14 protein-coding genes are annotated in these 16,491 nt (G+C 36.1%); all 14 read right to left on the reverse strand.

The features are described from left to right. Positions 1-10: 10 nt before the first annotated feature. A complete protein-coding gene (locus O3793_RS01715; protein ID WP_371445149.1) occupies positions 11-2,167 on the reverse strand; it encodes a LicD family protein in 2,157 nt (718 codons plus the stop codon). 18 nt (positions 2,168-2,185) lie between these two features. Beyond that, complete coding sequence (locus O3793_RS01720) at positions 2,186-3,157, reverse strand: glycosyltransferase family 2 protein (RefSeq protein ID WP_371445395.1); 972 nt, start codon at positions 3,155-3,157, stop codon at positions 2,186-2,188. Continuing rightward, on the reverse strand, positions 3,138-3,977 hold the full coding sequence (locus O3793_RS01725) for a phosphorylcholine transferase LicD (RefSeq protein WP_371445151.1): 840 nt from the start codon (positions 3,975-3,977) through the stop codon (positions 3,138-3,140). The genes O3793_RS01720 and O3793_RS01725 overlap by 20 nt, the downstream gene beginning before the upstream one ends. A 14-nt stretch (positions 3,978-3,991) precedes the next feature. Beyond that, on the reverse strand, positions 3,992-5,020 hold the full coding sequence (locus O3793_RS01730) for a zinc-binding dehydrogenase (protein WP_371445153.1): 1,029 nt from the start codon (positions 5,018-5,020) through the stop codon (positions 3,992-3,994). 1 nt (position 5,021) lies between these two features. Continuing rightward, complete coding sequence (locus tag O3793_RS01735; protein ID WP_048714024.1) at positions 5,022-5,729, reverse strand: 2-C-methyl-D-erythritol 4-phosphate cytidylyltransferase; 708 nt, start codon at positions 5,727-5,729, stop codon at positions 5,022-5,024. A gap of 24 nt (positions 5,730-5,753) precedes the next feature. Continuing rightward, complete coding sequence (locus O3793_RS01740; RefSeq protein WP_371445154.1) at positions 5,754-6,794, reverse strand: LCP family protein; 1,041 nt, start codon at positions 6,792-6,794, stop codon at positions 5,754-5,756. 18 nt (positions 6,795-6,812) lie between these two features. Next, positions 6,813-8,150 carry an LCP family protein gene (locus tag O3793_RS01745; RefSeq protein ID WP_371445156.1) on the reverse strand — a complete coding sequence of 446 codons (1,338 nt, stop codon included), beginning with the start codon at positions 8,148-8,150 and terminating at the stop codon, positions 6,813-6,815. Between the two features lie 77 nt (positions 8,151-8,227). Further along, a complete protein-coding gene (locus tag O3793_RS01750; RefSeq protein WP_371445158.1) occupies positions 8,228-9,244 on the reverse strand; it encodes a glycosyltransferase in 1,017 nt (338 codons plus the stop codon). Positions 9,245-9,303: 59 nt separating this feature from the next. Further along, positions 9,304-11,109: a polysaccharide biosynthesis protein gene (locus O3793_RS01755; protein ID WP_371445159.1), complete on the reverse strand. Its 1,806-nt coding sequence runs from the start codon at positions 11,107-11,109 to the stop codon at positions 9,304-9,306. A gap of 18 nt (positions 11,110-11,127) precedes the next feature. After that, on the reverse strand, positions 11,128-12,345 hold the full coding sequence (locus O3793_RS01760; RefSeq protein WP_371445161.1) for a DegT/DnrJ/EryC1/StrS family aminotransferase: 1,218 nt from the start codon (positions 12,343-12,345) through the stop codon (positions 11,128-11,130). Between the two features lie 15 nt (positions 12,346-12,360). Then, entirely contained in the window at positions 12,361-13,053 is a 693-nt protein-coding gene (locus tag O3793_RS01765; protein ID WP_371445163.1) for a sugar transferase, read from the reverse strand. Positions 13,054-13,218: 165 nt separating this feature from the next. Then, on the reverse strand, positions 13,219-14,436 hold the full coding sequence (coaBC, locus tag O3793_RS01770) for a bifunctional phosphopantothenoylcysteine decarboxylase/phosphopantothenate--cysteine ligase CoaBC (protein ID WP_371445165.1): 1,218 nt from the start codon (positions 14,434-14,436) through the stop codon (positions 13,219-13,221). Between the two features lie 3 nt (positions 14,437-14,439). Next, positions 14,440-15,027: an ECF transporter S component gene (locus O3793_RS01775; RefSeq protein WP_371445167.1), complete on the reverse strand. Its 588-nt coding sequence runs from the start codon at positions 15,025-15,027 to the stop codon at positions 14,440-14,442. A gap of 224 nt (positions 15,028-15,251) precedes the next feature. After that, entirely contained in the window at positions 15,252-16,424 is a 1,173-nt protein-coding gene (gene dltD / locus O3793_RS01780; RefSeq protein WP_371445170.1) for a D-alanyl-lipoteichoic acid biosynthesis protein DltD, read from the reverse strand. Between the last annotated feature and the right edge of the window lie 67 nt (positions 16,425-16,491).

The following is a 16,491-nucleotide window of genomic DNA, read 5'->3' on the forward strand; positions in this document are numbered from 1 at the left end:
ACCTCTTTTTTTATTTTTCTTCCACTATTTTCCACAATCTAAAATCATGATGAGAAACTTGCTGTTCAACTGGAGGTAATTGCATATAATTACCGTAGTCCGAAGTTAGGAGTTCATGGAAGTTTACAGGAATTAGAAAATCCCTTCCTTCAAAATGACCAAACGTTACATCTTTCAACCATTCGCGCTTCCATACTGGCTTATTCATATCTTTGTAAATCAGATAATCAACGAGCTCATAATCCTCAACTTTTCTTGATTTAGCCAATTCGTCAATTTGCTTCACATATTTATTTGTATCTGTGAAATAAAATGCGATTACAGAAGCGTATCGAATAAGGGAATTGATAAAGCTTTTCTTATTCGTAATTCCTTTGAATGTATAACAACTTAATTGACGTTTTTTAATAATCGTTGTCATTTTATCTTTAAACGCTTGATTATCTTCATATCCATCCACTGGGAAAATATCAACGTAAATCCCCATATTTGAATCGATACGAACATCTTCTTCAATTAGATATGTTTGATTGTCCATCACTTTCATAAATGGATAAACATAATTACGATTGTTCTTATATGACATCACTTGATAACGTTCAGAAGGATTTGCAATTAAATAATCTTGGAGTTTTTCATAGTCATCTCTTAACATACAAATATCCATATCATCATCCCATGGAATAAATCCTTGATGGCGAACTGCACCAATCAAACTTCCATACGCTAAGAAGTACTTCACTCCAATTTTATTGCAAACTTCATGGATGTATTCCATAATGCCTAGTTCCATTTGTTGAATCTCACGAACATCCGTTACTTCTTGATAGCGGATTTTCTCATCTCGGTTACAAATCATCAATCCATAACCTGCAACAAACCAAAACATAATGTTAATGAAGTTTGTTGAATACATAATTTGGCTTTCGAACAATTGCCCTAACAACATTCCGAAGAATAGGATCATCACTAATTTATCTGAATTTTTCTTCGAAATAAATAGATATCGTACGAAACGTTGAATGATATATCCTAATAGCATCATAAAGACAACTAAACCAACAATACCAGAGCTTACAAAAACAGTAATAAAGATATTATGGAAGTTCCCACCGATTAAAGAATTTTGGATTTCATATTTACTAAAGTACTGAGAGTAGTAATTCGGTACATTTCGAACACCATATCCGAATACAGGTTTTACACTTCCCATTTTCAGTGCATTTTTCCAAATATTTGTTCTACCACTTGGTGTTGTCTCAATTAAATGCAATTCATTAGCAACTTCTGAAGATGAAGATGCATTATCCGAGATTTTTGTCGTTTTATCAAAATTAAAAACAGTTGCTCGACTAGAAGTTATATATTTTGAAGCAGCAAAACTAATCCCTACATTTGTACCAAATACTAAAATTGCTACTGTTAGAAAAGAAATTAATCTTTTAACGATATTGCCTCTAGCAACAAAAGCAAAATATAGTCCAATCATTAATAGTAATGATAATAGTGCTCCACGACTTTGCATCAAAGCAAAATAAATTACTTGAATGATGTTGTTAATTTTGAAATACACCGAATATTTATGTCCTTGATGTATTAAATAAAGTGCTAAAACAATACTAATGTAGGTAAAAATAGCACTAGCATTAGGGTTAACAATACCCCAAACTCTTCCGTTCAAAACACCATATGAATAAGAACGGTCTCCTACTTTAAATAAGATTAATACTCTTGCAAAAAATAAAATTAATGCAAATAGGGCAGATAAAAAAGATATAACTTGAACTGTAATAGCTGTCATTTGAAATACTTTCTGCAATTGTTTTGCTTCTAACATAACAAATAACAAAATATAAGTAACCATAAAAATAACTTCCGTGATATTTCCAAGAAAATTACCTGAACGATTCACTAATGCTGACAACAAATGACTCCCAGCAACTAATCCAAATAATATTAAAAATTTTACGTCCGCCTTGATTTTCTTAAAGCCACCTAAAAGGGAAACTAAAATGAATACGAAAACTAAAGCAGATAACCCTTTATAAATTGGATTTGCCACTTTATAAATAAGAGAACTCATACTTAAAATAGAAACGAGGATAAATGAATAGGCTACCCCCACTTTATACTTTTCCAAGTAATCATTAATTTTTGAAAAACTCATTTTTAACTCCTTTATTTACTACTTTTTCAACTCAACAATTTTTTTATAAAGAATTGGCGAAATACTTAAGAATACAATAGCAATTTTTCTAAATTTCGTAAAATATTGATCTTTCATTATTTCTTTTTTATGCTTTAGAATCCATCTTCTGTATTCTTTTTCTTTCTCAGTAAACTGCTTATTATTCGCGAAAATCAACTTATCGTATACAGTAATATAAGACCAATATTCACGATTATTCAATTCCGGTTGCAATCTTGGAAATTCTTTCTTAACCATACGAATAATTTCCTGGTACACAGTAACTGTATCAAAAACATACTGATTGACTGATGTTGTTGCACTTCCCTCACGATGATCGTAAAAGTAAATAGGTTTATCAACAAAAACTGTATTACATTTTGATTGAATTAATAATTCTGTTAAGAATAATGCATCTTCTGCAAGATGATATTTCGTATTAAATTGATGGTCTTGAATTAGACTCTTACGAAATAGTTTTGCGACAGGGAAAAATGATGTTTTTTCTGTCGTTAATAGCTCTTTAAGTGTCTGTTCTGTATTCCAAACATTTAATTCACTACTTGTTTCAGGTAATGCTGTCACAACTCCATTTTGGATATGATGTAATTTACCAATGGAAAAACCGATTGTTTCATCTGTTTCAACGGTTTGCAGTAGAGTTTCTAAATAATCTTCCGTAACAAAATCATCACTATCGATAAACGAAATCCACTCACCTCTCGATGACTGGATTCCTAAATTTCTTGCATTAGAGACTCCTCCATTTGGAATATGAAGCACTCGAATACGAGTATCTTTACGTGATAACTCATCACATACTTGTCCACTGTTATCACTAGAACCATCATTAATAAGAATCAATTCAAAATTAGTCATTGTCTGTTTTAAAATTGATTCCACACAGCGTTCTAGATATTTTTCAACGTTGTATACCGGAACAATGATACTAATTTTTGGTTCCATAATACTCCCCTTTATACTTCTCGTATCCATTTTCAAGATCGACAAATAATGCATCATGATGTGCAACTTGTTTATCTGCTGGAGGTGGTGTCATATAATCACCAAATGCTGTTTTTAAGTAAGCATCATATCCAACTGGAATTGGCATTTCTGTGTGTTCAAATGGTACAAATAACGCTGATTCAAAGCTTTCGATTGGATATTTATTCTTCATATATCCAGGACCTGCACAAAGTTCAGTGATTCCATCACTTTCTTCACGCGTGTACTTTGTCATCTCGCGCTGCGCCTTGCTCCAAATTTTATAGCGTAATGAACGCGTTGGGACTAATCCTAATAAGAATAAGCTTCCCCATTTCATCAATCCACCATGTTTTTCAGGAATTGTTTGCGCACGGAACAATGAGTAAATCAATGCCCAACGAACTTGTTTCTTACGTGCTGATTCTGTTTTTGGATAATAATCTAGCGGCAGGATATCAATTGCTAAACCATGCGGAATATCCAAATCTGCTTGATATGGCTTCACACATGTCGTTTCTTTATCACGAATCGTCACAAACAAATTACGGTCTAAGTAATGTTCGTCACTGTTTGACATCACATAACGCGCGTCTGCTTCTTTTGGCCACAATTCGATGAGTTTTTCATAATCTTTTCGTGGCATAAAGAAATCTAAATCATCATCCCAAGGGATAAATCCTTTATGGCGAAGTGCTCCAATGGCCCCACCACCGCATAAATAACATAATAATTCATGTTGCTTACAAAATGACACAAAGTATTCAGCCATTTCTAAACATTTCTCTTGTAATGGTTCCATGTTTTCCTCACTTTCTAAATATCCCATTTAGCCACTGTTTTAAATGGCGTTAGTTTGTCTTCCTCGAAGAAATGATAAATATCTTTCATCTCTTGGATTGGATTTGATTCAAAAATAATTAAATTCAAACGTGCATGTACTTTTGGATCTGCCATAAATTGAACAGCCTCTTCGAAGTCCTTACGACCTGAACGAGAGCTTCCGACCCATGTTAATCCTTTTTCAAGAATGTCACGTGTGTTTAATGGTACTTCAAACTCGCTAACTCCCATCATGACAACGGTACCTTGAGGTTGAATATGACGGATAATTTCACGGTATGCATCTTGAGTTCCGCTGCCTCCCACACATTCAATGGCGTGGTCGAATGTAAAGTCTTCTGGAAGATTGCTCACATCATATACTTCATCTACAAATGAAAATAGACGTAACTTCTCAGGATCTTTACCCACAATGATAATCGTAGAGTCTGGGAATTTTGCTTTTGCAATCGTTGCTACAACATAAGCTAAGCTTCCTGAACCCCATACGACGATACGGTTACGACGGCTATGCGCTACTTTATCAAAACGACGAAGTCCATGAACACCGACTGACACAAATTCAGAAATGGCAGCGACTTTATCTGGCACATCTTCGTATTTCACTACACGGTCGATTGGAATCGTCACAAATTCGCGCATGAATCCATCATGACCACTTGAACGGAAGTATGTTCCATTCACGTAGTTTTCGTAAAATTCAGTGTTATGGTCAAAGTCACGTGGTGGTTGGTTTGGAATCATCACCACATGATCGCCTGGTTGATAGGTTCCTGTTGGGTCCGCAACAACAATCCCACAACATTCATGAATCAATGCCATTGGTAATTTCTTCTGCAAAATTTTAGCAGGACGTGTTCCTTGGAAGTAACGTTGGTCGGCGTGACACAAAGCTAAGTAGTTTGGTCGAACCACCACAGTATCTTCTTCATAAAATGACACATCTTCATATTTAATTGAGAAAAACGATGGACGAATGAGTTGATACACTCGATTAATCATTTTAAATCTCTCCTAACATCGCTTGCGCAATTTTCAAATCTGTTACTGTCGTAATTTTAATATTTGAGTATTCACCCTCGACAAGAGCTACTTTCACATCGTTAACCACGAATACTTTACATGCATCTGTCAAGATTTCTTTGACATCATCTGTAAGGCTATCATACAAGTCTGTAAATGCTTGAATCTTAAATGTTTGAGGTGTTTGTCCTTGATACATATGCGTTCTGTTTGGAATCGAAGAAATCACTTTTCCATCAACCGATTCTACAATTGTATCATTGGCCATCACTACAGTATCCGCAACGTCATAGTTCTTCATCGCTTCAATATTATCGACAATCATACGATAAGAAACGAACGGACGAACCGCATCATGTGTAATCAATACATCTTCAGGTGAAAACGATCCGCTATTTTTGATGTCCGCAATAATACTTAAGATGCTATCATTACGATTTCCACCACCGCTAACGACACGGATTTTATCTTTATTCGTCAAAATGTGTTTGTCTAATAAATCATTGAAGTAGCTCACCCAGTTTGGATGGACAGCTACATAGACAACATCTACGTCTGGAACAAACAAGAACTTTTCCACTGTGTGAATAATAATTGGTTTGTTTCCTAATGGTAGAAATTGCTTTGGCATTTCTTGGATTCCCATACGAGTTCCGGTTCCACCGGCTAAAATCCCAGCATAAATCATTTTATACACCTCTTATTTCCCCTATTAAGGAGTTGTTAAATAATATAAATCTTCTCTTTGTTGTAGTAATGGATATGTTTGAACAGTTGGTTGTCCCATTAATTTACGAATCGAATTACTTACTCCAAGTAACACTTCATCCGTTGCATAAGAGTAATAAATTTGCTCTCCTGCATTGTTTGTTAATAATAACTGTCTTTCTTCGATAAATGTTTGTGATAAATTATTTCCTGCGATGGCAGGACCATATGTGTTTTTAAGGGCCATCACTTGTCCAATTGGCAAGTCCGTTTTCACGTTTTTACTTACCGCATTCAATAATTGCTCGAAGTTTGTAACAGAATTAAATGTCATCAATTTCTTAACGAGTTCCTCGATAACGATACGTTGACGTTTTTGACGTCCTGTATCTCCTTCTGGATCGTCATAACGCATACGCGCAAAACGTAAGGCACTTTCACCATCAAGCAGTTCAGTCTTTCCTTCAACGAAAGAACGGCCTTCGTACGTAAATGTAAGTGGACTTGTCACTTCAATTCCACCGACAGCGTCGACGAATTCCATTAACCCTTCCATGTTAATTTGCACATAGAAGTCAATCGTTGTATCTAACATCTTCTCAACTGAATTAATAACCATTGGGGCCTTTCCATAAGCAAAAGCGTGGTTCAATTTATCATAACCACCCGTTCCTACGATTTCAGTGTAAGTATCACGAGGCAGACTCAATAATTGAGATTTCTTCATTGATGGATTAACGGTTAATAGTAGCATCGTATCTGAACGTCCATCTTCTTCCGTACGTCCATACGCGCCATTATCAATCCCTAATAATAATATGTTAATTGGTTTTGCGTTTTTAATAATGTCGTTTGCTTCTTGCTCTGTACGGTTTCCGACATCTTGAGTAATCGTGTTAATCGTATGGTTAATTCGACTTGCGTAGTAAGTTCCCACTACTGCAATAATAGCTAGTAACAGAATTAAAATGAAACCAATACGTCCACGTTTCTTTTTCTTTTCTTGACGTCTCCCTTGTCGGGTCCATTCATTTGATTCGTTCATATTTACACTCCAATACTTTTAAGGGTTTTGTTTTTGTGTAGGTTGTGTTGGCGCAACAGGCCCTTGGGTTGTAGGAGCTGATCGCGTCGGTTGTACAGGCTGCGGTTGCTCTGGCGCAGCCGTCGCTTGTGATGCCTGAGTTGCTGGTGCTGTTGGTGTCACAGCACTACTTCCGCTACCATTATTAGATGGATTTGTCGGTGCAACATAGTCGTCATCATCATTACTGTTGTTATTGTAATTGTTATTATTGTAACTATTGTTATAATTTGGCGTTACATTTGGTTCTACGTAAGTATCCCCTTGTTCTTGTACGTTCGAATTATTTTGTGGAGCATTTTGCTCAATATTGACTGATGACTGCGTTTCTTTTGTCTCGATATGTTTCAATTCAGTAATTTCTTCTAAATCAAGAGATTTTCTGATGACATTTGAAACACGAATTTTTTCTGCTTCTGGAATGACAAAGTAATAAATTCCATTGATCATCGATCCATCCCCATTAATCGTATCCGATTCAAAATGTTGGAGAGCTTCTTTATGCGTTTGAGCAATTTGGAATAATTTTTCTACTGTAAAGTTTGTTTTTACAGAGTTTTCTAATGTTTTGAGAATTTCTTCGTATTTCGTTACAGAACCTAAAGTCAATAATTTTTCAACTAATTTTTCAATTACATATTGTTGACGTTTTTGACGGCCTGTATCTCCTTCTGGGTCATCATAACGCATACGAGCGTAACGAAGTGCGGCTTCCCCGTCTACATGACGTGTAACCCCTTCAGTAAATGACTCATCTTCATACGTAAATGTTAACGCTGGGGTAATTTCTAATCCACCCACTGCATCAACAAGACCCATCAATCCATGCATATCTACAGTTACATAGTAGTCAATTGGAACGTTCAGCATATTTTGTACACTGTTAATTGAGAATTGTTCTTTCCCAAACGCATACGCATGGTTAATCTTGTCAAAAGTACCATATCCGATAATTTCAGTATAAGAATCACGAGGAATACTAATCATTGTGGTTTTCTTTAGTTTTGGATTTACCGTAACAAGAAGCATCGTATCTGAACGACCTACTTCCGTATCACGACCATACGCTCCATTATCAATTCCTAATAGAAGAACCGAAAAACTGCTATCGTCTGTTAATTCTTTCTCACGTAATTGGACGGTTTCTACCTTTTGATGAATCGCATCTTCCGCTTTAGAAATACGACTCCATGCATAAGCAGCACCTGCGATAATTACAGCGCCCAAAGCCAGTAAGACCGTTAAAATAACTCTCCTTATTTTTTGATTATTTCTTTGTTTTCTTCTATTTGAAATTTTTTCTTCATTTACTCTCATTCATTCCACTCCAATAACTATACAATCAGTTTATTATACCATAGATTTGCTTGAATTCATGAGTATTTATAGGAATTTTAAGATTTATCTTCTGAGTCAAAATACTCTTTTTTAAATTCAAAACCAAAGATCCATCCTTTAATCGTTCCAATACCATATGCAAAGTGAATGGCAATCATAATGAATGGAATTAGTAGTAATGTTGGATTGAATTTTTGCTTAGAAATTTCAAAAACAGACAATCCTAAAACTGCCAATAAATAGAGACCAAACACTGTAAATAATGGTACAAAACTAATTGGCGTCAACATCATTAATACAAGTAAAGTCACCACAAATACACCTGGTCCGAAATGGAATAATGATAAGGAATCTCGGCAAACATGAGAGGTTAAACCAATCCAATAGCCGTTCGCAAATTTTTGTTGAATCATTTTTGTAAAGGTTGGACGAATATATTGGAAGGACTCAATTGATGTATCGTACCAAATTTTAAATCCGTTTTTACGAATACGATAGTGATATTCGTTATCTTCTGTACGCGTTAATTTTTCGTCAAAATAACCTACCGTATCGACTACATCTTTGTGATACATTCCTTGGAATACAGAATCTACATAGCGGCTTGTGTCTCCTTTTCTGTAGTTGGCGATACTACTTCCAAGGGCAGACTCTTCTACAATATGTAATGTTTTTGAAAAATCATCTTCTGCTTGGACAATAGTTGGTCTTTTACCCCCACAAACTTTTTGCCCCGACTCAATCACTTTGACATTGGCTTCGATAAAGTTTGTAGGAATTTGTGAGTGTGCATCTACTTTTAAATAGCAATCACCATCTGAGTTTTTAAATCCTAAGTTCAACCCTGTATTTAATGTTTTTCTTGGATTATCAAGAATCTTCACACCATAAAATAAATGCTCATTTTCTGCTTTAAATTGATCCATTAACGCACGAGTATTGTCTGTAGACATTGCATTCACTAGTACTACTTCAATATTTTTTAATGGATACGTTTGATTTTTTAAACTTTCAAAAATTTCAGGCAAGTAATCTTGCTCATTATAGGCACTAATATTTACGGAAACTAACATTTTTCCACCTCTTTATATATGATAAAAGGATTGAGATAACTATCCCAATCCTTTTCATTTTATTTCTTTTTATTCGCAATATCAATCAATTCATCGTGTAATTGTTGATCTGTATAGCTTTCGAAGTTTTCAATAAAATTATACACGCGATTAATTTTAGAATTGTCCGCAATTCCAATATGAATCTTAGGAAAGACTTGTTTTGGATTTACTTCTCCTTCGTTCAGTAACTCTTCATACATCTTCTCTCCAGGACGTAATCCAGTAAACTTAATCTCGATATCCCCTTCATCATATCCCGAAAGACGAATTAAGTTCTTCGCTAAGTCTACAATCTTCACGGGTTGTCCCATATCGAGTACGAAGATTTCCCCGCCACGAGCAAGAGCTCCAGCTTGGATTACTAATTGAGCAGCTTCCGGAATCGTCATAAAGTAACGTACGATATCCGGGTGAGTAACTGTAATTGGTCCCCCTTCAGCAATTTGCTTCTTGAAGAGCGGAATAACCGAACCACGTGACCCTAATACATTCCCGAAACGAACCGCTACGAATTTAGTATATTCGCTACGTGTGGCCATGTCTTGTACAATCATTTCACACAAACGTTTTGTAGCTCCCATAATATTTGGTGGGTTTACAGCCTTATCCGTTGAAACCATTACGAATGCTTTTACACGTGCATGGCTTGCTGCTTCAGCAACATTTCTTGTGCCAAGAATATTGTTTTTCACTGCTTCACGAGGATTCAATTCCATTAAAGGTACGTGTTTATGCGCTGCAGCATGGTAAACCACATCTGGTTGGTATTTGTCCATCACTTCAAAGATACGTTTGCGGTCTTGCACATCGGCAATCACCGGTGTAATCGTGAAGTGTTGAGAATATTTCCCAACTAATTCCATATTCAGTTGATAAATACTATTTTCACCATGCCCTAAAATAACGATTTCTTTTGGTTTGAATTTAGCCACTTGACGGCAAATTTCTGAACCAATTGAACCACCTGCACCCGTTACAAGAATCTTCTTGCCACGAAGTTGTTTTTCAATCATCGTTTGATCCAATTGAACTGGATCACGACCTAATAAGTCTTCAATTTCAACATTTCTTAGTTGTTGTACGTGTAAGTTCCCGCTCATGACATCGTCAATATTTGGTAAGATTACACATTCAGCACCCGTCTTACGAGCCACATCGTACACTTCATTTAATTTCTTGATTGGAAGTGATGGCATCGCAATAACGACTTTCGTAATTCCCATTGTATCTACAATACGTTCGATATCTTTAATCGCTCCTAAAATACGAACTCCATAAATATCTTTACGTAGTTTTTCTGGGTCATCGTCGACAAAGGCAATTGGATCCATACGCATTGCAGGATGCATAAGCATTTGACGAACTAATAATGTTCCGGCAGCACCAGCCCCAACGATTAATGTTGGTTTTGCATTTTCCATGACGCTACTATCCGCAAAGAATTCACGGAAAACACGCATTGAAAGACGAACTCCACCGATTGAAATCACTAGTAATAACCAGCAAACAATTAGGAATTGCCACGTTACTTTTGTATCGAAGAACGCTATCCCTGAAATTGTTGAAACAATAACAGTTGCTGAGACACATTTTACGACAGTAATAACTTCGTACACACTTGCGTATTCCCAATCTCTCCAATAAAGATTGAAGAAATATGAGAACACATAATAGGCTACTAACGATAAAATCGCTGTAATTGTTAATCCGTGAATATTACGAATTAACCCTTCTGTTACTAATCGAAATCCTAAAAATACTGATCCAACAACAAGTAGCGAGTCCACGATGAATAATAATAAAATTTTTAATCGATTATTCATTTAAATATCCTCTCCTGACTATCCAAGTACTTCTTGAATCACTTCTAAATAATTTTGAATAATGTAGTCCACATCTTCATCACTAAGTAATCCATGCAATGGAAGAGTCACTTCATTTTCAAAGAAGCGGTAAGCATTTGGATAATCTTCCATACGGAATCCCATATTTTGGTAAGCCGTTAATAATGGAAGTGGTTTGTAGTGAACGTTACATGAAACGCCACGTTCCGCCATTTTTGTAATGATTTCTCCACGTTGGTCATAGCTTGCACCTTGAACACGAGTGATATATAAGTGACGTGAAGATTCATAATCTTTACCTTCGTGAGGTAACACTTGGATACGTTTATCCGCAGATAATCCTTTATTAAGATTACGTACGATTTCTTTTCTACGTTCCAATAATTGTGGGTAACGTTCTAATTGCGCTAAACCAATCGCAGCCATAATATCTGGCATATTGCATTTGAATCCAGGAATGACAATATCGTATTCCCAAGAACCAGGTTTAATTTTTGCTAAAGCGTCTTTTGTTTGTCCGTGTAATGAGTACACTTGGAATTCTTTATACATTGCTTCAGAATCCAATTCGTTTGCTGGATTCCATGTAATACATCCACCTTCTGCAGTTGTTAAGTTCTTAACGGCATGGAATGAGAATGATGCAAAGTCCGCTAATTTAGCAACAGAAACGCCGTCGCGAGTTGTTCCAATTGCATGTGCACAGTCAGAAACAACAATGACACGATTGAAATAACGTTGTAAGTTTGTAGATGGTTGGAATAAGCCACGTTTTGATTCTACTACTTCGAAAATACGACGATAGTCACATGGTACCCCCGCTAATTCAACAGGAATAACCACTTTTGTTTTTTCAGTGATGGCTTCGGCTAACGCATCATAGTTCATTTCGAAATGGTCTTCTTGGATATCAACCATAACTGGTGTTGCTCCAACGTGCTCAATCACACTACAAGAAGCTGTATATGTGTAAGCAGGAACGATGACTTCGTCTCCAGGACCAACGCCTAAAACACGTAATGCTAACTCTAAAGCAGCTGTTGCTGAGTTTAAGCAGACTACTTTTTCAGTGCCCATATATACTGCTAATTGGCGTTCAAATTCTTTTGTTTTTGGTCCTGTTGTAATCCAACCAGATTTTAATACTTCAACAACATTGTTGATTTCCTTTTCTGTAATATCTGGTGGTGAGAATGGAATATTTCTAACTTTCATGTTGGTTCCTCCAAGTTATTTTAAGACTGCAATCACAGTTTTTACCATGATCGCAATATCATTTTTTAAACTACATTTTTTTAAATAATCAATATTGTATTGCATTTTTTCTGGCAAGATATGCTTGATATAAGCTTCATCCACTGTTAAGCCTTGCTTTGTCCACTCTGCAATCTTTTCTGCTTCGTGTCTAAATTCAATCGCTGCAATCGATGTCACTCCGGCAGGAAGTAATAAGGTTGTCTGCATTTCTGGTGTATATGCATCAACATATTTTTTTACTTCCGGTCTTGCGCCTACAAAAGACATATCTCCAATTAATACATTCAGTAGCTGGGCTACTTCATCCAGACGATAATTACGAACACGACGTCCTACTTTTGTAATACGTGGATCGTGGTCTTGTGTTACAAGCGGCCCTACTTTATCCGCATTTAACACCATCGTTCTGAATTTAAATATTTTAAATTTGCGTCCATTTGTCGTAACGCGTTCCTGTCTATAAAATACAGGTCCACCATCTTCTAATTTAATTGCAATGGCAATCACTAAAAAGACAATTGATAACGGAACTAGCAGTAATAACGAAACGACAATATCAAAAATACGCTTTGAAATCAGATACCCTTTTCGCTGTCGAAGTTCCTTCTGTGTTTTAATTACGAGTTCGTTTCTCATAAATTCTGGCAATGAAATATTCTCGTTCATAAAATCTCCTTTCATGCCTAGATAACCTTCCCTATTATACCACATTTTCTTGAATTACGGTAAATTTCTATGTAAATCATGCAATTATTTTAGTGTAGAAAGGACAATAAAATAAACCAATCTACACTACTGGCAGATTGGTTTATCTCTCTTTTTGAAGATTTACTATTGAATAATATTACTGTCCAATAAGGACCGCCAAATTTCAAGCGCCAACTCTTCTTTCGAACTCTCTGGAAGTGGAATTTGTTTACCTTCTTTAGTAAGAATCGTTACTTGATGATTGTCTGCATTAAAGCCAATGTTTGAACTAGAAACATCATTTGCAATAATCGCATCAGCTTTTTTCTTTTCTAATTTAGCTGCCGCATACTCAAGAACTTTTTCAGTCTCTGCCGCGAAACCAATCACAACTTGGCCCTCTTTTTTAGAATGTCCCAGCCCTTTTAGAATATCTGGATTTTCTGCTAGTTCGAGTTTTAACCCTGATTCATTGTGTTGCTTTTTGATTTTCTGGTCCGAACGATTCGCTACATAGTAATCAGACACCGCCGCTACCATCACAGCAACATCTGTTGTTGGAAATTGTGCTGTAACCACTTCTTCCATTTCACGTGCGGATTCCACATACGTTACATTCACACCAAACGGAACTTTCAATTGTTTGGTTGTTGACACTAATTGAACTTCAGCTCCTAAGATGGATGCAGCCTTTGCAAGTGCATATCCCATCTTTCCAGAAGAGTCATTGGAGATATAGCGCACCGGATCGATACGTTCTTTCGTTCCTCCAGCCGTAATTAAAACAGATTTCCCTTTTAACGGAGAGCCGTATAACCGTCTATTCTCAAAGAAAGTCACTTGCTCGAAAATTTCTTCTGGTTCAGGCAAGCGGCCTTTTCCATTATACCCTTCTGCTAAAAATCCAGTCGTTGGTTCGATAATGACTTTTCCGTCCGCTTTAAGTTGTGCTACATTACGAACCGTTGCAGGATTTTCCCACATATGTTCATTCATCGCAGGAGCTACATAAATCGGAGCTGTTGTCGCCAACAATGTACTTGTCACGAAATTATCGGCGATTCCATTGGCCAATTTCGCAATCGTATTAGCTGTTGCTGGAACGACAACTGCCACATCGGTTTTATCGGCTAAATGAATATGTTGAACGCGATCTGCTTCGTCTTCGTCAAACGTATCGGTGTGCACTTTATTTTTCGTTAACACTTGAAACGTTAGTGGTGTAACGAATTCGCACGCACTCTTTGTCATCGCGACTTCCACATTTGCCCCTGCTTTTACAAACAAGCGAACAAGTGTAGCTGCTTTAAACGCGGCGATTCCACCCGTAACAAAGACCGTTACGTTTTTACCTTCCCACATACACTATCCTCTTTTCTTAGAAATCTTAACTAAAATTGAAGCTATAATTGGTGTCATCACGGTTGCAGCCAACGCTTCCGCAATACCGTTTGTCATAACAACGCCCATTAAGAAGAGCGGCAATTCCGCAACAGTTTTCCCTGTTAATTCTGCATATTGATTTCCCATCAGTAAATAAATGGAACTTAATACGAATACCGTATTCATAATACTTCCAAGGAAACCAGCCACTGCCATTCTGAGTTGGTCGGACGCAATGAGTTTAGTTGTCTTATGATAAAATAACGCAACAAGTCCCCCCATCACTAAACGTGGAAGTACTGAAATCAATGGATTCGTAAAAATTAACAAGCTAATCGGGCTCCCTGAAGTAAAGGCACGGAAGAACGAACACATCCCCCACGTAAATCCTAATAAGAAACCAGCTTGTGGCCCTAACACAATCCCACCAACAATAACCGTAATATGAATAATCGTAATATCTAAAATCACTAATGGTAAGTTCCCTAAAAATGGAACAAAACTTTGTAAAATAATTATCGCGATAAACATCGCACTTAATACCATTTGAAAAGTTCTTTGTCTTTTCATATCTTCACCTCGAGTCTTAATGACTGTATTATACTAATCTTTGTCATTTCAATCAACGTAAAAAACTGAAAAAGCTAGGAAAGAGGAACCTTCCTAGCTAATAAACTTCATTTTCTTAGAATGCATTGTAGATAAATTGTGCTGCATTTGTGAAATCTGTAAATATACAATAAAGTAGAACACTAGTAATAAGCACATAAAATACGAGTGACCATACTAATACATTATCCATTTTCTTTAAAAAACTTGACCAATTCTTTTTCAACTAAAGGCCACCCCTTCCATCCAGGATGAGTTGCATCCCATATATAATAAGGATCGTAATCATGTGACGTTAAATCGACCTGCTTCACGCCAGCTTCCTTAACAATTTCATTGATTTTTGTTGAAAAGGCATTTCGTTGCGAAGCATCAATTCCAATGTAATCATACCATGGTCCATTTACAGGGAAAGTGATTACCAGAACCTCCACTCCTAATTCCTTTGCAATCTGTAAAAACAACTTAAAATCTTCGTACTCTGGAGAATCCGTATACTTGAAAGTGGACGCGGAATCTTTAAACGATTCTAGATTACCTTCAATACGTTTTTTATAATACCAATCGTCAAAATGATACTCATTCGATTGAGTATCCTTTTTAGCTTGTTCCTCATTCTTAGCCAGCACTTCATCCCAGTTATAATCAGGCATTGTACTTCCTTTGGATGGGAAGCTTTCTAATGAATGTTCATCATAAAATGCTTGTACAACATTTACGGAGAATTTAGCCAATTCCATTTGAATCATAAACTGATCAATTTGAGAACCTTCACCTTCAACAAGCACACGTTTATATCTTTCAAACGTACTAACTAATGAATCATTTTTTGCTGACAGTTCTAGCACACGATTAATAAATTTAAGTTTAGTTTCTTTTGAAAGTTTTGGATTCACCAACGTGTAATACACATGCTCTTTTGAAATTCGACTTTCAAAGGCATCTTGTCTCATCCCTTTTTGGTCGAACCAAGTTAAACTCTCTATAATAGCCACTTTCTTCTGTGTCATAATCGGCTCTAATGAAGCCAATGTTGATGCTTGAATCACATTTTGGAAGAATCCACCTCCAACTTCCATCAAATGAAAATCATCATAGTTAAACATTTGAGTTGGATGGAATTCTTTCTTATTCGCAACACTCAATTCAGAAGACCCTAATAATAAATGCGTGTTTTCATCATAGTTTGCTTTTAAAATCTCTCTACTTTTATGCTTGTTATAACTTGTATTATAACGAACACTATTATCATTCACCTTATAATATTGATTAATTTTTTGAACTTGAATAGGAACAAAAATAACGACTGTTATAATCGCTAATATTAATCCAATAAAGAAACCTTTTATCTTTTTCAATACTTAAACCTCTCAAAATAATCTACCAACAGAGTATACCACAGTCCTTACAATGTGAACATACTGA

The sequence above is a fragment of the Granulicatella sp. 20925_1_28 genome (assembly GCF_041433575.1).
Taxonomy (GTDB): Bacteria; Bacillota; Bacilli; order Lactobacillales; family Aerococcaceae; genus Granulicatella.

Coding starts and splice junctions, on each gene's coding strand:
- O3793_RS01715 (WP_371445149.1), bottom strand. CDS start 2,167: ATGAGTTTTTCAAAAATTAATGATTACTTGGAAAAGTATAAAGTGGGG.
- O3793_RS01725 (WP_371445151.1), bottom strand. CDS start 3,977: ATGGAACCATTACAAGAGAAATGTTTAGAAATGGCTGAATACTTTGTG.
- O3793_RS01730 (WP_371445153.1), bottom strand. CDS start 5,020: ATGATTAATCGAGTGTATCAACTCATTCGTCCATCGTTTTTCTCAATT.
- O3793_RS01735 (WP_048714024.1), bottom strand. CDS start 5,729: ATGATTTATGCTGGGATTTTAGCCGGTGGAACCGGAACTCGTATGGGA.
- O3793_RS01740 (WP_371445154.1), bottom strand. CDS start 6,794: ATGAACGAATCAAATGAATGGACCCGACAAGGGAGACGTCAAGAAAAG.
- O3793_RS01745 (WP_371445156.1), bottom strand. CDS start 8,150: ATGAGAGTAAATGAAGAAAAAATTTCAAATAGAAGAAAACAAAGAAAT.
- O3793_RS01750 (WP_371445158.1), bottom strand. CDS start 9,244: ATGTTAGTTTCCGTAAATATTAGTGCCTATAATGAGCAAGATTACTTG.
- O3793_RS01755 (WP_371445159.1), bottom strand. CDS start 11,109: ATGAATAATCGATTAAAAATTTTATTATTATTCATCGTGGACTCGCTA.
- O3793_RS01760 (WP_371445161.1), bottom strand. CDS start 12,345: ATGAAAGTTAGAAATATTCCATTCTCACCACCAGATATTACAGAAAAG.
- O3793_RS01765 (WP_371445163.1), bottom strand. CDS start 13,053: ATGAACGAGAATATTTCATTGCCAGAATTTATGAGAAACGAACTCGTA.
- coaBC (WP_371445165.1), bottom strand. CDS start 14,436: ATGTGGGAAGGTAAAAACGTAACGGTCTTTGTTACGGGTGGAATCGCC.
- O3793_RS01775 (WP_371445167.1), bottom strand. CDS start 15,027: ATGAAAAGACAAAGAACTTTTCAAATGGTATTAAGTGCGATGTTTATC.